We start from the raw sequence: 18,836 nt of genomic DNA on the forward strand, positions 1-18,836 counted from the left end.
CTCGGCCCGGTTCAGCTCAGCTCGGCCTCGAGCTCGTGGAAGGGGTAGTCCTTCGGCCCGAGGTACCTGCTGTCCTCGGGAGCGTCCTTCCGGGGCTTGGGGTCGGGGTCCGCGGAGTTGACGTAGTTGCTCAGCTTCCGCGGCGCCTCGCGGTAGATCAGGTCGACGTGCTTGACGTACTTCTGCGTCATCGCCGCGTCGCCGCGGATGATGATGTTCTGCTCGTCGGAGTGCCAGCCGAGCCGGGTCCAGTTCTCGCTGCTGGACAGCACCACGTTGCCGTCGCTGCGGCCGTCGACATTGCCCTGCACGGCGAGGCCCTTCATGTGGACGTAGCGGTCCTTGAACTTGTCGGCCGTCGAGCCGACGATGTAGACCATCTGCTTGGCGCGCATGCCGCGCAGGATGCCGCGGATCTTGCGCTGCATCATCATGAACACGATCTCGACGTCGCAGCCCTGGCGGTCGAGCTGACGCGCCTTCCGCGCGATCCGCGCCCCGCGCTCCTCGCCCCACACCGCGTTGGCGATCCGCACCTTGGTACGCCCGCTCGCCGTGTTGGTGGCGCCCGTGCACTGCACCTTGTTGAGCACGGTCAGCGCCGGGTCGGTGTGCTTGCGGTGGGGCGCGAACATGGAGGTGATGTTGCCGGTGGTGAACCGCAGCACCGGGAAGTTCCGGTCCTGGGTCGCCTGGTCCCACATGTGCATCCAGCCGTCGTACAGCGCCTTGTTCTCCGTGACCGTGGTCCAGTCGTTGAACTGCTGCACCGCGGCGGCGCCGGTGAAGTTGCCGGAGCCCTGCATGACGATCCAGTTCGTGGCGCCCGACCGGCTGACGATCATCAGCTTCGGGTGCATCGACCCGCGCTTGCCCCGGCAGGTCTGCTTGCAGGTCCGGATCCAGCTCTTCAGGCCCGCGGGCCGCTTCTTGTCCCCCTGCGCGAAGGCGCGCAGCATCATCGGGTACGAGCGGCTGGGGTTGCCCCCCTGCGACCGGGCGAGCCCGCGGGACATGATGATCTGCACCGAGACGCCCCGCTTGTGGGCGGCGATGAACTTGCGGGCGAGGTACGGCGAGTCGAAGTTCCACGTGATGACGCGGACGGTGGCGCCGGCCGGCGCGTTCTTGAGCGTCTTGACGATCTTGCGGTGGATCTTGCCGCGCTTGCCGTGGCGGAACGGGTGGTTGAACGTGATCCCCGGCTTCACGACGTACTTCGGGTTGGGCTTCTCGGCCGCCGCCGCGGCTCCTGCGGGCGCCGCGACCGCTGCGGGCGCGGCCCCGTCGGTCGCCGGCGCGGCGTCCGCCCGGCCCAGGCCCCCCGGCCCGGCGACCAGCAGCGCCGCCGTGAGCAGCAGCGCCACCCCCGTCGCCACCAGACCCCTGGTCCCCCGAGCCGCCGACGCCGTCCCCCATGCAGCCGCCACGATCGCTCTCCCCCTACGTCGCCCCGCTACCCCACTGACTCCGGGACCCTACCCAACGTGGGGCCGTCGCGAACCGGGAACTCCTCACTCGGCCCTGAATCCGAGGAACTGCTCGACGACCTGGTTGAAGTCGCGAGCACGTTCGATCTGGGTCCAGTGGCCGCAGCGGGCGAAGACGTGGAGGTCCGGCTGCCGACATAGGTGTCGAACGCGGTGCCGCGCATGCGGAACACCGCGAAGTTCGCGCGCACCCTCACCCTGCCGTCCAGCCGATCCGCTGCTCGAGCAGGAAGCGGTCGTCCTGGACCAGGAAGAGGTCGCGCCCCGGGTCGCCGCCGGGCGGTGGCACCTCAGGCTGCCGCGCCGCGCAGGCCCGGAGAACCTCCCGTTCCGGGGTCCGGAACCCGCGAGGTCACACCCGCCGGAAGAGCGCGGCCAGCGCCTGCCCGCCGCCGATGCACATGGTGACGATGCCGAGCTCGAGGTCGCGCCGGACCAGGTCCCGCGCGACGCGCAGGGAGAGGATCGCGCCGGTCGCGCCGACCGGGTGGCCGAGGGCGATCGCGCCGCCGTAGGGGTTCACCCGCTCGGGGCCCAGGCCGGCGTCGCGGATCACGGCGACGGCCTGCGAGGCGAAGGCCTCGTTGAGCTCGATCGTCCCGATGTCGGACGGCGAGGTGCCGGTCCGCTCGAACAGCGCCTTCAGCGCGAGCACCGGCGCGTAGCCCATCAGCTCGGGCTCCATCGCCGCGGTCGCCACCGCCTCCAGCGCGACGAGCGGACGCAGCCCGCGCTCCGTCGCCGCGGACTCGCGGGCCAGGACGACGGCGGCCGCGCCGTCGTTGATCCCGGAGGCGTTGCCCGCGGTGACCGTGCCGTCCTTCTGGAAGGCGGGCCGGAGGCCGGCGAGGGTCTCGACGGTCGTGCCCGGCTTGGGATGCTCGTCCTCGCTCACGGTCACCGGGCGGCGACCGCCCACCTCCACCGGAACGATCTCCTCGGCGAAGACCGCCTTGGCCTCCGCGGTGGCGGCGCGACGCTGGGACTCGGCCGCGAACTCGTCCTGCTCGACCCGGGAGACGCCGTACCTCTCGGCGACCTTCTCCGCGGTGATGCCCATGTGGATGCCGTGGAAGGGATCGGTCAGCATCATCACGGTGCCGTCGACGAGCGTCCGGTCGCCCAGCCGGTAGCCGTCGCGGGCGCCGAAGTCGTAGAACGGCATCCGGGTCATCGACTCGTCGCCGCCGGCCAGGGTGATGTCGAGGTCGTTCCACCGCATCTCCATGGCGGCCGACCAGATGGCCTGCAGGCCCGATCCGCACAGCCGGTTGACGGTGTACGCCGGCACGCCGGTCGGCAGCCCGGCCGTGATCGCCACCCGGCGGGCGTTGTAGGCGTCCGGTCCGACCTGGCCGATGCAGCCCATGACGACCTCTCGGACATCCGTCGCCGCCACCCCCGACCGGTCGAGGGCGGCGCGCACGGCCGTCGCGCCCAGCTCGAACCCCGGCACGTCCTTGAAGACGCCGCCGAAGCTGCCGATCGGGGTCCGCGCGCCGTCCACCAGCACGATCCGCTCGTCCACCATCGTCGATCTCCTCTCAGCGCATGCGCCACTCGGGCGCACGCTTCTCCCGGAAGGCGGTGACGCCCTCCTTGATGTCCTCGGTCGTGAAGGCGAGGGCGAGCTGGGACTGCAGCGCCGACAGGGCCTCCGGGAGCGCCAGGTCGCGGGTCGCGTCGATCGCGTCCTTGCCCAGCCGCATCAGCAGGGGCGACTTCGCGGCGAGCCGGCCGGCCCAGTCCCGCACCGTGGCGTCGAAGTCCTCGGCCGGGACGACCACGTTGACGATGTCGAGCCGCTCCGCCTCGCGTGCGTCGATCGGCTCGCCGAGCATCATCAGCTGGTTCGCGCGCATCCGCGGGACGTTGCGATAGATCAGCGCCGAGATCATGAACGGGAACACCCCCACGTTGATCTCGGGGCAGCCGAAGCGCACTCCCTCGCGCGCGATCACCAGGTCGCAGGCGAGCGCGAGACCGAAGGCGCCGGCGAGCACGTCGCCGCCGGCCGCGCAGATCACCGGCTTGCCGAGTCCGCCGATCAGCGCGTAGAGGCGGGGGAAGCGGTCGAGGCCGGCGTACTTCTCGATGATCGGGGTGTCGCTCGCGAACGCCTTGAGGTCGCCGCCCGCCGAGAACACGCGGTCGTGGGACGAGGCGAGCACGACCACGCGCACCGTGTCGTCGGCGCCGGCGCGCTCGACCGCGGCGAGCAGCTCGTCGAGAAGCGCGTCGCCGAGGGCGTTGCGGGTCTCGGGCGCGTCGAGGGTGACGAACGCGATCCGGTCCTCGACCTCGTAGCGGACCTGGCCCATGACGTACCTCTCTCAGATCTCGAGGACGACCTTGCCGAAGCCGGAGCCCGACTCGAGATGAGCGTGGGCGTCCGCGGCGCGGTCGAGGGGGAAGGAGCGGTCGACGACCGGGGGCGGGACGTCGTGCTCGGCCATCAGGCGCAGCAGGCCGGCGAAGTCGTGGGGGCTGCCCATCGTGGTGCCGAGCAGGTCGTACTGGCCGAAGTAGAACGGTCGCACGTCGATCTCGGCCCGGTCGGCCCGGCTGGCGCCGAGCACGACCAGCCTCCCGCCGGGCCGGAGCGCCCGGATGGCCTCCGGCCAGCTGCCGACCGAGTCGAGGACGACGTCGAAGCCCCGGCCGCCGGCCAGCTCGCGAGCCGCCTCGGGCCAGGACGCCGTCCCGTCGCCGTCGTAGCGGACCCCGCCGGCCGCACCCAGCGCGACCGCCTGGTCGATCTTGGCATCGGCGGACGAGGTGACGACGACGCGGACGCCCACCGAGGCGGCGAGCATCACGGCCGTCGTCGCCACTCCCCCACCCGCTCCGAGGACGAGCAGGGTCTCGCCGGCGCGCAGTCGGGCGCGGGAGAAGAGGGCGCGGTAGGTGGTCAGCCCGACCAGGGGCAGAGCGGCCGCCTGGGACCAGCTCAGGCCCGCGGGCCGGGGCGCCACGCACCCGGACGGCACCGCGACTCGCTCGGCGTAGGTGCCGGGGCGGTGATCGCCGAGGATCTCCCACTCGGGACCGGGCGCGGACTCGTCGGCACCCCACCACAGGGAGGGCAGGATGACGACCTCCTCGCCCGTGGCGAGGTCGATGCCGGCCCCGTCCGCTCCCGGCGTGTGCGGCAGCGGCGAGTCGTACCTGCCCTGGCGGACGAGGACGTCGTGCCAGTTGAGCGCCGCGGCACGCAGCTCGACGACCGTCCATCCAGGCTGCGCCTCCGGGGCGGGACGGTCGCCGAGCCTCAGCACCTCTGCGGGGCCGTAGGCCTCCTGCAGGATCGCCTTCATCGCACCGCCGCGAGGGCGCGGAGCCGCTCGCGCACCTGACCCGAGAGCTCGATCGCGGCGTCGGTGGAGCCGGCGACCGGGATCAGGGTGATCGTGCGCGCGCCCCCGTCGACGTACGGCGCGACGAACGCGGCGACGTCGTCGGGCGTCCCGGCCGCACTGATGTGCTGGAACTTCTCCGGCGGCAGGTTGTAGAGAGCCGACATCCGCTCGCCGAGGGCCGCCCGCGCGGCCGCGGCGTCGGCACCGAGCCCGACCCAGATGTTCAGGCCCGCGAACGTCGGGCCCTCCCGCCCCGCCGCGGCGAAGCCGTCGACGATCTGCCGGTGCGTGGCGGCGTACCGGCGGGCCGAGCACCACATGCCGAGCCAGCCGTCGCCGTGCTCGACCGTCCGGCGGACGGCGACCTCACCCCCGCCGCCGATCACGATCGGCACCCGCGGCTGCGGTGCGGGGAGGATGCTGGCTCCCTCGAGCCGGAAGAACTCGCCCTCGTGGTCGATCGTCTCTCCGGTCGCGAGCCGGCGCAGCACCTCGAGGGTCTCGTCCATCCGGCGTCCGCGACTCGCGGGATCGACGCCCATGTTGGCGACCTCCCGGCGGTCCTCCCCGGCGACGCCGACGCCGAGGGTGAGCCGCCCCGGCGCGATCTGGCCGACCGTGGCCAGCTGCCGCGCGGTCGCCATCGGATGACGCAGGCCGGCGAGGTAGACCCCCATCAGCACGTTGAGGGTGTCGCTGGTGGCGAGCGCGGTGCTGGCGGCGACGAAGCCGTCGAAGCCGACGCCGCCGTGGAAGCTGATGTGGTCGCCGACCGTCAGGTGGTCCAGTCCGGCGTCCTCCATCCGGGCGAGCAGATCGCGTCGGCGTCGCGGAGAGGCCTCGAGGAAGGCGTCGTTGAGCGCGACTCCGAGCTCGATGTCCGTCGTCATGGTGGGATTGTGGGCGCTCATCGAGGACCTTCACAAGGATTGGACTGACCATTAACTGGAGAACTCTCCAACCGGTGCAGCTGCTCGGCGAGCTCCCGGATCTCGGCGGCGAGCAGCTCCGGGACCTCCGCCGCCGGGAAGTGGCCGCCTCGCTCCAGCTCCCGCCAGTGGCACAGCCGGCGGTACTGGCGCTCGACCGCGGTCCGCGGGGGCCGGATGATCTCGGCCGGGAAGATCGAGCACCCGGTCGGGACGTCGACCGGCGCCTGCTGCGCGCGCCAGTCCACCTCCCGGTAGAGCCGGGCGGCGGACGCACCGGTCGCGCTCAGCCAGTAGACGGAGACGGCGTCCAGCACGTCGTCGTCACTGAGCAGGCTGCCACCGTCCGGCGCCGTGTCGGACCAGGCCCACATCTTCTCCGCGATCCACGCGCACAGGCCCACCGGCGAGTCGACCAGGGCGTAGCCGATCGTCTGCGGACGGGTGCGCTGGAGCTGCGCATAGGCAGAGCCGTCCCTTCGGTACGCCGCCTCCCGGATCAGGCCGCGCTGCTCACGCGGCGACGCGGTGGCCCGGTCGTCGTCCGTCGCGGCCGACATCGGCAGCGTGAGGTGGAGGCCGCGGACCCGCTCCGGGTGCCGTCGGGCGAGGGTGGTGCTGACGACGGCGCCCCAGTCACCACCGTGGGCCACGAACCGTGGGTATCCGAGGCGGTCCATCAGCGCTGCCCAGGCGTCGGCCGTCCGCTCGATGCCCCAGCCGGGCTCCGACGGCCGGTCGCTCCAGCCGTAGCCGGGCAGCGAGGGCGCCACGACGTGGAAGGCGAGGCCCTGCGCCGGCTCGGCCAGCAGCGGGAGCAGGCGCAGGAACTCGTAGCAGGTGCTCGGCCAGCCGTGGGTCAGCAGGAGGGGGATGGCGTCGGAACGGCGCGAGCGGACATGCATCGCATGCACGCCCAGCCCGTCGATGTCCACCTTGAGCTGCGGGACCGACGCGATGCGACCGGCGAAGGCGGCCCAGTCGTAGCCGTCGCGCCAGTGGCCGACGAGGCGCTGCACGTCCGCGAGCGCCGGCCCCTGGGCAGCGCCCGGCTCGGTCGCCTCCTCGGGCCAGCGCGTGAGCGCGAGCCGTGCCCGCAGGTCCGCGACCTGCTCGTCGCGGACCTCCGGCACGAACGCCCGGACGGCGCCGCTCGGCGGGAGGGCCGCCGCCACACTCAGGATGCGCTCGGGGACTCGAGCTTCGCGGCGATGTCCGCGCGCAGCAGGTGCTTCTGGATCTTCCCGGTCGCCGTCATGGGCAGCGCACCGGTGATCTCGAGGCGCTCGGGAGCTTCTGCGTCGCGACGTCGTGCTCGCGGAGGTAGGCCGTGACGTCGTCGAGGCTGACCGCGCTGCCCGCATCCGCGGGCACGACGTACGCACAGACCTTCTCGCCGAGACGCTCGTCCGGCATGCCCACCACGGCGACATTGGCGATCGCCGGGTGCTGGAGCAGGTGCTCCTCCAGCTCACGGGCGCTGATGTTCATGCCGCCGCGGATGACGATGTCCTTGAGCCGTCCGGTCACCCGCACGAAGCCGTCGGCGTCCATCCGGCCGAGGTCGCCGGAGCGGGAGAAGCCGTCGGGCGTGAAGAGCGCCGCGGTCTCCTCGTCGTTGTGGAAGTACTCGATCATGTGACTCGGACCGTGGTAGGCGATGTCCCCTCCTCGCCTCGCGGCAGCTCCCGGCCCTCGGAGTCGACCACGCGGACCTCCGCACCCGCGAGGGCCGATCCGTCGGAGGAGGCGGAGCGGGTCGGCGCGTCGCGCACCGTGCACATCGTCGTGAGGAAGTTCTCCGAGCGGCCGTACAGCGAGAGCGTCTGGCAGCCGGCGAACATCTCGCGCGACTGCTCGACGACCGAGCCCGGGATCGGCGAGCCGGCGCACACCCACAGGCGCAGGCTCGAGGCGTCGTGCTTGCCCGGCTCGTAGGCGCCCATGAGCATCTGCAGGAACGGGGTCGCCGTGACGGCGGCGGTGCACCGGTGCTCCTCGATGATGCGCAGCCCCTCAGCCGGGTCCCAGGCCTCCATGAGGTAGGACTTCGCGCCGGCCAGCAGGGGCAGCACGACGCTGGTCACCAGACCCGTGCTGTGCGTGATCGGCGACGGGCCGAACTGCACGTCCGCGGCGGTGTAGTCCAGGCTCTGCGCGATCGCCGCGGCGCTCGAGCGCAGGGTGTTGAAGGTGTGGAAGCAGCCCTTGGGCCGCGACGTGGTCCCCGACGTGTAGACGATCAGGAAGCCGTCGTCCGGCGACGAGTCGGCACCCACCTCGGCCTCCAGCTCGGCCGGCTCGCCCGTCGCGAAGAGGGCGTCCAGCGAGTCGGCGCCCGAGGCGCCCGCACGCGCCACGAACACCTTGCGCAGGTCGGGAGTCCGCGGGCGCAGCTCGGCGAACATCGCGGCGTGGTCGAAGCCGCGGAACTCCCCGCAGGTCACCGCGAACGCCGCTCCGGAGTGCTGCACGACGTACCCGACCTCGTCACCGCGGTAGATCGGCATGATCGGCACGACGATCGCGCCGATCCGCGAGGCCGCGGCGGCGACGAGCGGGAACTCGACCCAGTTCGGCAGCTGCACCGCGATCCGCTCACCGCGGCGCAGGCCCGCGCGGTGGAGCCCGGCGGCGAGCCGGAGCACGCGGTCGGCGAACTCGGCGTACGTGAGCGACGTGGAGGAGTCCACGAGGAACGGGGCGTCCGGCGTCGCGGCCGCCTGGTCGGTGGCCAGGCGGTAGAAGCTGGACTCCTGCCAGAAGCCCTGCGCGTAGTACGAGGCGATCTCCTCATCCGAGTATCGGTCCCGAACCGTCTTCAACTGCTCCGCCATGTCGACTCCTTGTCCCCGGGTGAGATGTGCGTCACGTCGCATGTTATAATGGTCAGTCCTTTTTATCAAGCCCCTCGTGCCCCCACGGCACGCATCGGGCAAGCCGCGACTAGGTCGCGTGCCGGGCCGCCCGCGCGGCGGGAGCGGCAGGTGGCCGCGCTGCGCCGCCGTTGGGCCCGGTGGGGAGATCTCCAGCGCCGACCGCCCTCCCCGTTGCGAGCCGACGGATCGGACCGGGACAGTGAGGGCGTGACGACACGAGGCATCACCGTCCTTGCCGGCGGACTCACGGAGACCGTCGAGATCACCCGGGCTGCCGACCGCGCCGGGTTCGACGGCGCGTGGTCCGGCGAGTTCCTCAACCGTTCCGCGGTCGTGTCCGTGGCGGCCATGGCCGCGGCCACGGAGCGGATCGGGGTGGGCACGGCGATCGCCTACGCCGTCGGCCGCTCGCCGCTGGTGCTCGCCAACGACGCCCGGTTCCTGGACGAGCTGAGCGGCGGGCGGCTCACCCTGGGCCTCGGCACGGGCACCCGGGGCATGATGATCGGCTGGCACGGGGTCACCGATCCCGACGGCCCGGCGAGCCGGATGGAGGAGCTCCTCCCGCTGTTGCGCCGGCTCTGGCGCCTGCACGAGGGGCCGGTCCGGCACGAGGGCCGCTTCTACACCTGCGACATCACCCCGACGGCGGATATCCAGCCGCCGGTGCGACCCGAGATCCCGATCTACACCGCCGGCGTCAACGCGCGCATGATCGAGGTGGCAGGACGGGTCTCCGACGGCCTGATCTGCCACCCGACGCTGACCGACCGCTACCTCGAGGAGACCGCACGGCCCGCGATCGAGCGCGGCGCGGCGAAGACCGGGCGCGGCGCCGCCGACGTCCGGCTCAAGGGAGTGATCATCACCTCGATCCACGACGACCCCGACGTCGCGCGACGCGAGGCCGCCGCGCAGATCGCGTTCTACGTCGCGCCGAAGGCCTACGGACCGGTGATGGAGGCGTCCGGGTTCGGCGACGAGGCCGCGGCGATCCAGGCCGCCTTCCGGGCCAAGGACCATGACGCCATGGTCGCGGCGGTGTCGGACCGCATGCTCGACGAGATGGCCGCGGCGGGCACTCTCGACGAGGTACGGGACCGGGTGGCACTGCTCGAGAAGCGCTACGACCACGCAGCCCTCTACTCGCCGAGCTTCACCATGGCGGCGGAGCGGGTCACCGAGAACACCTTCGCGATCATCGAGGCCTTCCGCCGGTGAGCGTCGACGACCTGGCGGGCACCGCCCTCGCGGGCACCGTCGCGCTCGTCACCGGCGCGACCAGCGGGATCGGACGGGCGGTCGCCGAGTCGCTGGTCGGGCAGGGCGCATCCGTCGTCGTCGTAGGACGACGGGCCGGGCGGCTCGACGACCTCGTCGGGCGCCTGGGCCCGGAGCGCTGCGTGGCGATGCCGGCCGACCTCGCCTCCCGCGCCGCGGCGACCACCGCGGTCGCGACCGCGATCGAGCGGTTCGGCCGGCTGGACACCGTGGTGAACAGCGCCGGCGTGATGCTCAACGGCCCGACGCTCGACGCCCACCTCGACGAGTGGGATGCCATGGTCGACCTCAACGTCAAGGGCGTCATGTACGTCGCCAAGGCGGCGCTCCCGCACCTCGTGGAGGCGGCCGCGACCGGCCCGCGGCGGGTGGCGGACCTGGTCAACATCTCCTCGATCGCCGGGCGGTTCGCGAACCGCAACGTCGCGGTCTACAACGCGACCAAGTTCGGCGTGAGCGCGATGTCGGAGTCGTGGCGCCAGGAGTTCTCGCCCCGCAGCGTGCGGGTGTCGGTCGTCGAGCCCGGCGTGGTCGAGACCGAGCTGTTCGGCCACCAGCAGGCGCCGGTCCAGGAGCACTACGAGCGCCTGTTCGCGGGCGTCGAGCGACTGCGCGCCGAGGACGTGGCCGACGTGGTGGCCACCATCGTGACCGCTCCCCGACGCGTCGCGCTCGCCGAGGTCGTCGTACGACCCACGGACCAGGTCTGACGGGACCGAAAAGGCACAAGGCCTCGCGCCCCACGGCGGCGGCCATGACCACGGTCCGCCTGGTGACGCGCGAGCGCCTCCTCACCCGGTGCACAGCCGACCCACGGCCGCGCTTCAGGACGCGGCGTAGGTGAGGTAGATCGACTCGCCCACCATCGCCGGTCGCTCCTGGTCCTTGATCTCGACCCGGAGCGCGACGCGGTACTGGACGCCGCCGTCGTCGCGGCGCACGCCCTCCGGGATCGAGGCGCTGAGCCGGATCTCCGCGTCGACCGGCACCGGCGAGGTGAATCTGACCTTCTCGAGGCCGTAGTTGGTGCCGCGGCCGTGGTCGGTGATCACCATCAGCCGCTTGAGCATCGACGGGACGAGAGACAGCGTCAGGTAGCCGTGGGCGATCGTGCGGCCGAAGGGCCCGTCGGCCGCGCGGTCGGGGTCGACATGGATCCACTGGTGGTCGTCCGTCGCGACGGCGAAGGTGTCGATCCGGCCCTGCTCGATGCGCTGCCATGGCGACGAGCCGAGGTCGAGATCCCTCGCCTCGGCCAGCTCGGCGACGGTGATCTCCAGGGTCATCGACTCTCCTCGTCAGTGGTGGGGCCCACCACGGTGGTCGAGCTGGGACTGCCGGGTCAACGCGTGCGGCGGCCGGGACTGTCGCGGCCCACAGTGACCCGTGCCGTCTCACTCCCGCCGCACCCGGCGAGGTCCTAGATTGCCGGCATGAGCCGCCCCGCCCTGCCGACGTACGAGCAGGTCCTCGACCTTCCGGTGCTCCTCGAGAGCGAGGTCACGCCGGACTTCATCGACGTGAACGGCCACATGAACGTCCGGCACTATCTCGACGCGGGCGCGCACGGCGCCGACGTGCTGTGCCGCCGGATCGGGATCGACGACGCCTACCGGGCCCAGCGCCGCCTCGGCATCTTCACCGCCGAGCACCACATCCGCTACTTCTCCGAGATGCACGAGGGCGAGAAGCTCTCGGTGCACACGGCCGTCGTCGATCGGTCGGCGCGGGCCGGGCATCTGCTGTCGTTCATCCTCGACCGCGACGGCGAGCGGCTGGCGTGCACCGTCGAGATCGTCATCGTCGGCGTCGACATGGACACGCGTCGGCCGGCGGAGTTCCCCGCCGACGTGGCCGCCGCCCTGGACGAGCGGGTCGAGGCAGCGCGACGGCTCCCCTGGCCACTGCCACTGTCCGGCGCGATGGGCATCCGCCGGGACTGAGAACGTGTTCTGAGCCGGCTCGACCTCAGCCGCGGAGCCTCTCCCGGAGCTCGTGCTTGCGGACCTTGCCGCCGACGGTCTCGGGCAGGCCGTCGGCCACGACGACCCGCTTCGGCGTCTCGTAGCCGGCGAGGCGCTCCCGCGCCCAGGCGATCAGGTCGTCCTCGACGACCTCCGCACCCGCCGCGGGTACGACGACCGCCGTGACCAGCTCGCCCCAGGTCTCGTCCGGCAGGCCGACCACGGCGACCCGCTCCACGGCCGGATGGGCGGCCAGCACGGCCTCGACGCGGACGCTGGAGACGTTCTCCCCGCCGGTCTTCACGACGTCCTTGAGCCGGTCGAGCATGATCTGCGAGCGGTCCGGCCCGCCGACGTAGGCGCAGCTGTCGCCGGAGTGGAACCAGCCGTCGCGGAACGCCTCGGCGGTCGCCTCCGCGTTCCGGTAGTAGCCCTGCGTGATCACCGGGCTGCGGTAGACCGCCTCGCCCGCCTCCCCCGCCGTCCCGGCGAGGCTGCGCCCGTCCGGGGCGTGGATGTCGGCGGCGAGGAGCGGGACGGGCAGGCCCACGTGGTTGGTGCCGCGGTAGGACTCCTCCGCCCGCTCGGGGTGCGCGTCGGGCCAGAACCGGAAGCAGGTCTGGGACTCGGTCTGCCCGAACACCTCCACCGGCTGCACCGAGCCGCCCGTCACGGCACGCAGCCGCGGGAACAGGTCCGGCGTCAGGGCGCCCCACGAGAACAGGGCGACGGTCACCGAGGTGAGGTCGATGTCGTCGGGTCGTGCCTCCGCGACCTCGACCAGCTTGCGCACCCACAGCGGCGAGCCGGCCCACACCGTGGTGATCCGCTCGCGGGTGATCGCCTCGGCGAGCGCGACGTCGTCGGGACGACGCCCGATGACACAGGTCCCGCCGCTCAGCGCGGCCGGCATCACCGTCGCGTTGTGGCCGCAGTGGTAGACGATCGGCAGGAAGGTCCCGACCACCAGGTCCGTCTCGTAGGGCAGGCCGCGGGTGAACGACATCGCGTACGTGTAGGCGCTCAGGTAGGAGTACGAGTGCGCGGTCATCGACGCCTTCGGCATCGAGGTGGTCCCCGAGGTGAACAGCAGTGCCCAGATGTCGTCGCCGTGCACCGCGACGTCGACCTCGTGCGTGGGCATGGCGGCGATCCAGTCCGGGAAGGCGACGGCCCCGTCCGCTGCCGTGCCGCCGATCTCGATGACCACGTCCGGCTCGAGCCCGGCCGCGGCGAAGACCTCGGCGCCACGTGGCAGGAGCGCAGCATCGGCGACCACGAAGGACGCGCCGACGTGGTCGATGGCCCAGGCGAGGACGTCGGGGGCCAGCAGCGAGTTGACCGGTACGACGACCATGCCCGCCTTGGCGATGCCGAACATCGTGACGATCGCCTCGACCGAGTTGTCGCAGTAGAGGAGGATCCGGTCCCCCGGGCGGCGGCCCGCGGCCAGCAGGGCGTGCGCCACCTGGTTCGCGGCGCGGTCCGCCTGCAGGTAGGTCATCCGCTCGAACTGCGGCGTCGCGAAGGCTCCCTCCCACCCGACCAGGGCGACCTTGTCGGGCGTCGCCCAGGTGACGCGCTCCAGCACGTCGCCGACGGACATCCGGTTCCACCGCTGGTCGGCCCGCCGTCCGCGCAGCGTCTCGACGTCGAACTCGTGCTCGTCCACGCGACCGAGTCTCGTCGCGCCCGCCGGGGCCTCGAAGGGCAGCGGCGCCGACCCACTGTGGACTTCGACAGCGGCACTCCGGGAACGGACCTACTCCTGGGCCGTGACGGTGGCGACCGTGCACACCTTGCCGGCGACGGTGCCGACGACCTCCGAGACCCAGAGGCTGCGTCCGGCGTGCCGCGCCTCGCACCGGAACACGACGGGCGCGCCCACGGGGACGCCGCGGGTGTGCACGATGTGCACGGACGACGTGGGCAGCTCGCATCCGAGGTCCACCCGGGTCCGGGTCGCCACCACCTCCGATGCCGCCAGCGACACACCTCCGTGCAGCACGCCGTTGGGATTGGCGAGGTCCGGCCTGGTCTCCATGACGTGGACATCACCCTCGGCGCGGAGGCCGAGGAGCTCCTCCATGCCGCGCGCGGAGCGGATGCCGGCCGGGACGACCGGCCCGTCGTACCCGTCCGGTGGCGTGGTGAAGCGACCCCGCTGCCGGCACAGCACGATCGGCCGTCCGGCTCCGTCGCGGAGCTCGCCCGCCGCGTACGAGCCCGCCTGCACCGGTGTGGCATGCGCCGCGACGGTGTCGCCGGCCCCGGGCAGGGCCCCGACGACGTCGAGCCAGATCTCCGTGCTGATCGACCACGCGCCCTGGGGCAGCGAGGCCATCAGCGCGTAGCCGAGGACCTCGTCGGCCAGCACGCCCACGGCACCCACCGCGGTGCGGCGGTCCGGCCCCGTCGCCCAGCGGCCGAGCGTCATCCCCCGCCGACGCCGTCGGAGCACTGGCGCAGCCTGCCGACGCCGAAGAGGTCCTCCGGTCCGCTGCCCATGAATCGAAGCTGCTGCACGCGACTGCCTCCGGGGGTTGTGAACGATCGTTTACAGCCCTATTGTTACAAATGGTCAGGCCAAACGTCACCTGCATGCGACGTACGCCCCGCACTCCACGAGAAGGACACCGAGCATGGACAACTTCACCGACATCACCTACGAGGTCGAGAACGGCCTCGCCTGGATCACGATCAACCGCCCGGAGCGCTTCAACGCCTTCCGCGCCCAGACGGTCGACGAGCTGGTCCTGGCCTTCAAGCGGGCATGGGCGAGTCCCGAGGTCGGCACGATCTGCCTCACCGGCGCGGGCGAGAAGGCGTTCTGCGCCGGCGGCGACCAGAAGCAGCGGATGGAGACCGGCGACTACGGCCCGTCCCAGAGCGGGCTGTTCGAGGTCGAGGCGCTGCACCGGGTGATGCGCGACGTCCCCAAGCCCGTGATCGCCGCCGTCAACGGTCTCGCCATCGGCGGCGGCCACGTGCTCCACGTCCTCGCCGACCTGACGATCGCCGCCGACACCGCGAGCTTCGGCCAGAACGGCCCGCGGGTCGGCAGCTTCGACGCCGGGCTCGGCTCCGGCTATCTCGCGCGCGTCGTCGGCGAGAAGCGGGCGCGGGAGATCTGGTTCATGCTGCGTCGCCTCAGCGCGGAGGAGGCGCTCGACTGGGGCCTGGTCAACAAGGTCGTCCCCGCCGCCGAGCTCAAGGACGAGGTCCGCCGGTGGGCGGAGACCATGAACGCCTACTCCCCGACCGCCCTGAAAGTGCTCAAGCAGTCGTTCAACAGCGACACCGAGCACTTCGTCGCCATCGGCAACATGGCCATCACCACGCTCAAGCTGTTCGGCGAGATGCCCGAGGCCCAGGAGGGGATCACCGCGTTCAACGAGAAGCGGCAGCCCGACTTCTCGCAGTACCGCGGGAACTGAGGACCACCGATGCAGCTGGACGCCGAGCGGCTCGAGTTCGCCCGGGCGATCGAGGACTTCTGCCAGCGTGAGTACGGGACGCTCGCCCAGCGCGACGCCCTGACCGAGAACGACACCGTGGCGACCAACCACGAGATCCTGCGGAAGATGTCGGACCTGGGCTGGCTCGGCGTCTCGCTGCCGGAGGAGTACGGCGGCGGTGGCGCCGGGTTCGTCGACGAGTGCGTCTTCATCGAGGAGGCGCACCGCGGCCTCACTCCCGGCCTGCTCGCCTACACGACCGGCCTCACCGCGGCGCAGACCTATCTCAAGTGGGGCAACGACGAGCAGCGGACGACGATCGTCTCGAACCTCGTGGCCGGCCGGATCGAGGCGATCGCGCTGTCCGAGCCCGGGACCGGCTCGGATCTCGGAGCGGTCCGCACCAAGGGCATCCGCGACGGCGACGCGTACGTCATCGACGGCCAGAAGACCTGGATCTCGGTCGCTCACGTGGCCGAGCACATGCTGGTCCTGGTCCGCGAGGACGCCTCCGGGCCCAAGCACGACGGGCTCACCCTGCTGATGGTGCCGACCGACACGCCCGGCATCGAGATGCGCGAGGTCCGCACCATGGAGGCGCGCACCTGCAACGACGTCTTCTTCTCCCAGGCCCGGGTCCCGGTGTCGGCCGTGGTCGGCGCTCCGGGCCAGGGCTGGAAGCAGCTGATGCGCGGCCTCAGCGTCGAGCGGATGATCATCGCGGCGTTCAGCATCGGCGCCGCACGCCGCTCCCTCGAGGACGCGATCGCGTACATGCAGCAGCGCGATGCGTTCGGGCAGCCGATCAGCACGTTCCAGGCGCTGCGCCATCGCGTCGCCGACCTGGCCACCGACATCGCCGTCACCCGGTCGTTCGTCTACGACGTGGCGCAGGCGATCGACGAGGGCCGGGAGGACCACCTGGCCCGCGAGTCGGCGATGGCCAAGATGCGGGCGACGGAGGTCGCCAAGAACGCCGCCCTCGAGGCGATGCAGCTGATGGGCGGCGCCGGCTACGCGCGGGAGTACGGCATGGAGTTCCAGGTCCGCCGCGCCCTGGCGCCGCCCATCTTCGGCGGGACCAACGAGATCCAGCGCGAGATCATCGCCAAGTCCCTGTTCTGAGCGGGGCACGGCTCAGGCGCCCACCGGCTCCGGGGCGGCGACGGACGATGCGAGGCGGCGGAGGATCTCCGCCGCCTCGCGTGCCATGCCCGGCACGAACTCGGCGACGTCGATCAGGTCGGTGATCGCCGAGGCCACCTGACCGGTCATCACCAGGCTGTCGGTCGTGTCGCCGGTGGTCTGCGCCCGCTGCATCGACTCGATCTTCCAGCGCACCATCTCGACCGGATCCTCCGGCAGCCCGGAGGCGCCGTGGGCGAGCAGCTGCTCCGAGGCGGCGTTGCGCAGCCCGCGACACGGCCCGTACACCCCGTCGAAGGCGACGTCGTCGCCCTCGGTGGCGTCGAGCAGCGCCTGGACGTACGCCGGGTGCCAGTCGCTGTTGTCCCGGCTGGTGATGAAGCGGGTCCCCATCGCGACGCCGTCGGCGCCCATGGCCAACGCCGCCGCGAGACCCCGGCCGTCCCGCGCACCACCGGTGAGCAGGACCGGGACGTCGACGGCCTCGGTGACGCTCGGCACCAGCACGTAGGTGTGCACCTTGGCAGCCGGTGCGTGCCCACCCATCTCGAAGCCCGCCGCCAGGACGACGTCCACCCCGGCCTCGGCCGCCTTCACGGCCTGGCGGGTGGCCCCCACCTTGTGCTGGTGGACCATCCCCCCGTCCTTGATCATCGCGACGTAGTCGCCGGGGAACCCGGCCGAGGTCGTCATGACGGTGAGCCGGCGGGCGATCTCGCTGTCCGAGCGCCGCAGCTCCAGCACCATCCGGATGTAGACGTCGGTGAACGGCAGCACCCTGCCCGCCGCATCGACGCCGACCGGGATGTTCACCGCGAACGGCCGGTCGGTGAGGCCGGCGCACTCCTCGATGTGCTCCCGGAAGGTCCGGGCGCCGCTCTCGATGTCCTCCGGCATGCCCGGCATCGACACCGTGCCGAGCCCGCCCGCATTGGACACCGCGGCGGCGAGCCGCGGTGTCCGGAAGGGCCCGAGGCCCTCCTGCACGATCGGGTGCCGCACACCGACGAGGCGGGTCCACCTGTTGCTGATCGGGGCGGCGTCCGCCACCGGTCCGGCGCTTCCCAAGGGTTCACTGTTCATGCCCCATGTTCTACACTCTTGATGACTGAATGACTAGATACGTCAAACATTGAAAGAGTGCGGACACGATGGAGAGCTCGGACGAGACCAACGGAGCGGCAGCGCTCGACACCCTGCGGACGGCCGCCCGCGACCCGCGCGGATATGTCGGAAGGTGGCGCGCCGAGCACCCGGGACGGAAGGTCCTCGGGGTGCTCCCGATGAACTTCCCCCGCGAGCTCGCCCACGCGGCCGGCGTACTGCCGGTGATCGTCGCCGACGACCAGCAGCCGGTCACCGAGGGCCGCGCCTTCCTGCCGGAGTTCTACTGCGGATTCACCCGCAATCTCGCCGACCAGGCGGCCACCGGGCGCTTCGACCTGTACGACGGCCTCTTCGTCGCCGACCACTGCATCCAGCTGCTGGGGGCGACGGACATCGTCCGCGAGCTGGAGCCGCGCGCCCCCGTGTTCCTCGGGCAGCTGATCAGCTCCCTCAACGACATCTCGGCCGGCGCGAAGATCGCCGAGATGGTCGCCACGCTGCGCACGGAGGTCGAGTCCTTCGCCGGCCGGACGATCACCGACGACGCGCTGCGGGCCAGCATCCGCTCGTTCAACCGCGATCGCGCACTGATGCGGCGGGTCTTCGACGCGCGGGCAGCCGGAGACACCTGCTTCTCGCCGGTCGAGCTGCAGGACGTCGTGGCGTCCGCGCAGGCGATGGATCCCGACGAGCACCACCGGCTGCTGTCGGCGGTGGTCGCCGCCCGCGAGCCCCGGCCGCGCGACGACCGGATCCGTGTCCACCTCTCCGGCCATCTGTGCCACGCGCCGCGCCGCGAGCTGCTCGAGGTGATCGAGGAGGCCGGCGCGGTGGTCGTCGACGACGACCTGTGGACCGGGCGGCGCTACCTGCAGGCGATGGTGGACGAGTCCACCCCACCGTTGGAGGCCATCGGCCGGTGGTACGCCGAACGCAATGTCGCCGTGCCGTGCCCCACCCGCGTCCAGCACGACGTCGACTGGGACCGCTGGCTCCTCGACGCCGCCGAGCGCAGCGGCGCCGAGGCGGTCGTGCACCTGATGCCGAAGTTCTGCGAGCCGCACATGCTCTATTACCCCGAGCTCCGCCGCGCCCTGGACACCGCGGGGCTCCCCCAGCTGCTCGTCGAGACCGAGCACGAGGGCATCCCGCTGGAGTCCTTCCGCACCCGTCTCGAGGCGCTCGTCGAGCGCACCCACCGCAATCGTCCCGCCTACGCCTGA

The 18,836-nt window shown here is 71.9% G+C and carries 18 protein-coding genes; 6 read left to right on the top strand and 12 right to left on the bottom strand.

Going from position 1 to position 18,836, the window contains the following annotated elements:
• Nucleotides 1–11: 11 nt before the first annotated feature.
• From FIV44_RS08970 to FIV44_RS09010, 8 genes are all read right to left on the bottom strand, one after another.
• Nucleotides 12–1,379: a phospholipase D-like domain-containing protein gene (locus FIV44_RS08970; RefSeq protein WP_141004136.1), complete on the bottom strand. Its 1,368-nt coding sequence runs from the start codon at nucleotides 1,377–1,379 to the stop codon at nucleotides 12–14.
• Nucleotides 1,380–1,842: 463 nt separating this feature from the next.
• The gene (locus tag FIV44_RS08985) at nucleotides 1,843–3,021 is read right to left on the bottom strand and encodes a thiolase family protein (RefSeq protein ID WP_141004137.1); all 1,179 of its coding nucleotides are present in this window, start codon (nucleotides 3,019–3,021) and stop codon (nucleotides 1,843–1,845) included.
• 13 nt (nucleotides 3,022–3,034) lie between these two features.
• The gene (locus FIV44_RS08990; RefSeq protein ID WP_141004138.1) at nucleotides 3,035–3,811 is read right to left on the bottom strand and encodes an enoyl-CoA hydratase/isomerase family protein; all 777 of its coding nucleotides are present in this window, start codon (nucleotides 3,809–3,811) and stop codon (nucleotides 3,035–3,037) included.
• A gap of 12 nt (nucleotides 3,812–3,823) precedes the next feature.
• On the bottom strand, nucleotides 3,824–4,807 hold the full coding sequence (locus FIV44_RS08995) for a zinc-binding dehydrogenase (protein ID WP_141004139.1): 984 nt from the start codon (nucleotides 4,805–4,807) through the stop codon (nucleotides 3,824–3,826).
• Nucleotides 4,804–5,739 carry an LLM class flavin-dependent oxidoreductase gene (locus tag FIV44_RS09000; protein WP_141004140.1) on the bottom strand — a complete coding sequence of 312 codons (936 nt, stop codon included), beginning with the start codon at nucleotides 5,737–5,739 and terminating at the stop codon, nucleotides 4,804–4,806. Before FIV44_RS09000 ends, FIV44_RS08995 begins: the two co-directional genes overlap by 4 nt.
• A 17-nt stretch (nucleotides 5,740–5,756) precedes the next feature.
• Nucleotides 5,757–6,953, bottom strand: a complete 1,197-nt coding sequence (locus FIV44_RS09005; protein ID WP_219996357.1) for an epoxide hydrolase family protein — start codon at nucleotides 6,951–6,953, stop codon at nucleotides 5,757–5,759.
• Nucleotides 6,954–7,032: 79 nt separating this feature from the next.
• Nucleotides 7,033–7,416: an AMP-binding enzyme gene (locus tag FIV44_RS31220; RefSeq protein ID WP_219996358.1), complete on the bottom strand. Its 384-nt coding sequence runs from the start codon at nucleotides 7,414–7,416 to the stop codon at nucleotides 7,033–7,035.
• On the bottom strand, nucleotides 7,413–8,615 hold the full coding sequence (locus FIV44_RS09010; RefSeq protein ID WP_219996359.1) for an AMP-binding protein: 1,203 nt from the start codon (nucleotides 8,613–8,615) through the stop codon (nucleotides 7,413–7,415). Before FIV44_RS09010 ends, FIV44_RS31220 begins: the two co-directional genes overlap by 4 nt.
• Nucleotides 8,616–8,864: 249 nt before the next feature.
• Here FIV44_RS09010 and FIV44_RS09015 point away from each other — a divergent pair, with 249 nt between their 5' ends.
• Together FIV44_RS09015 and FIV44_RS09020 are read left to right on the top strand one after the other, a co-directional pair.
• On the top strand, nucleotides 8,865–9,878 hold the full coding sequence (locus FIV44_RS09015; RefSeq protein WP_141004141.1) for an LLM class flavin-dependent oxidoreductase: 1,014 nt from the start codon (nucleotides 8,865–8,867) through the stop codon (nucleotides 9,876–9,878).
• Complete coding sequence (locus FIV44_RS09020; protein ID WP_246086895.1) at nucleotides 9,875–10,648, top strand: SDR family oxidoreductase; 774 nt, start codon at nucleotides 9,875–9,877, stop codon at nucleotides 10,646–10,648. Before FIV44_RS09015 ends, FIV44_RS09020 begins: the two co-directional genes overlap by 4 nt.
• Nucleotides 10,649–10,762: 114 nt before the next feature.
• Here FIV44_RS09020 and FIV44_RS09025 read toward each other — a convergent pair whose 3' ends face one another.
• Nucleotides 10,763–11,224: a MaoC family dehydratase gene (locus FIV44_RS09025; RefSeq protein ID WP_141004142.1), complete on the bottom strand. Its 462-nt coding sequence runs from the start codon at nucleotides 11,222–11,224 to the stop codon at nucleotides 10,763–10,765.
• A gap of 147 nt (nucleotides 11,225–11,371) precedes the next feature.
• On the opposite strand from FIV44_RS09025, the gene FIV44_RS09030 reads away from it, so the two are divergent.
• Entirely contained in the window at nucleotides 11,372–11,881 is a 510-nt protein-coding gene (locus tag FIV44_RS09030) for a thioesterase family protein (protein ID WP_141004143.1), read from the top strand.
• A gap of 25 nt (nucleotides 11,882–11,906) precedes the next feature.
• Here FIV44_RS09030 and FIV44_RS09035 read toward each other — a convergent pair whose 3' ends face one another.
• Together FIV44_RS09035 and FIV44_RS09040 are read right to left on the bottom strand one after the other, a co-directional pair.
• Nucleotides 11,907–13,574 (bottom strand): AMP-binding protein, encoded by a 1,668-nt coding sequence (locus FIV44_RS09035; RefSeq protein ID WP_219996360.1) that lies wholly within the window; start codon nucleotides 13,572–13,574, stop codon nucleotides 11,907–11,909.
• Between the two features lie 90 nt (nucleotides 13,575–13,664).
• On the bottom strand, nucleotides 13,665–14,339 hold the full coding sequence (locus FIV44_RS09040; RefSeq protein ID WP_141004144.1) for a PaaI family thioesterase: 675 nt from the start codon (nucleotides 14,337–14,339) through the stop codon (nucleotides 13,665–13,667).
• Between the two features lie 205 nt (nucleotides 14,340–14,544).
• On the opposite strand from FIV44_RS09040, the gene FIV44_RS09045 reads away from it, so the two are divergent.
• The gene (locus FIV44_RS09045; protein ID WP_141004145.1) at nucleotides 14,545–15,339 is read left to right on the top strand and encodes an enoyl-CoA hydratase-related protein; all 795 of its coding nucleotides are present in this window, start codon (nucleotides 14,545–14,547) and stop codon (nucleotides 15,337–15,339) included.
• A 9-nt stretch (nucleotides 15,340–15,348) separates the two neighbouring features.
• Nucleotides 15,349–16,485 carry an acyl-CoA dehydrogenase family protein gene (locus FIV44_RS09050; RefSeq protein ID WP_141004146.1) on the top strand — a complete coding sequence of 379 codons (1,137 nt, stop codon included), beginning with the start codon at nucleotides 15,349–15,351 and terminating at the stop codon, nucleotides 16,483–16,485.
• A 12-nt stretch (nucleotides 16,486–16,497) separates the two neighbouring features.
• Here FIV44_RS09050 and FIV44_RS09055 read toward each other — a convergent pair whose 3' ends face one another.
• Nucleotides 16,498–17,589: an NAD(P)H-dependent flavin oxidoreductase gene (locus FIV44_RS09055; protein WP_141004147.1), complete on the bottom strand. Its 1,092-nt coding sequence runs from the start codon at nucleotides 17,587–17,589 to the stop codon at nucleotides 16,498–16,500.
• Nucleotides 17,590–17,657: 68 nt separating this feature from the next.
• On the opposite strand from FIV44_RS09055, the gene FIV44_RS09060 reads away from it, so the two are divergent.
• A complete protein-coding gene (locus FIV44_RS09060; protein WP_141004148.1) occupies nucleotides 17,658–18,836 on the top strand; it encodes a 2-hydroxyacyl-CoA dehydratase subunit D in 1,179 nt (392 codons plus the stop codon).

It is taken from the genome of Nocardioides humi, from assembly GCF_006494775.1.
GTDB lineage: Bacteria > Actinomycetota > Actinomycetes > Propionibacteriales > Nocardioidaceae > Nocardioides > Nocardioides humi.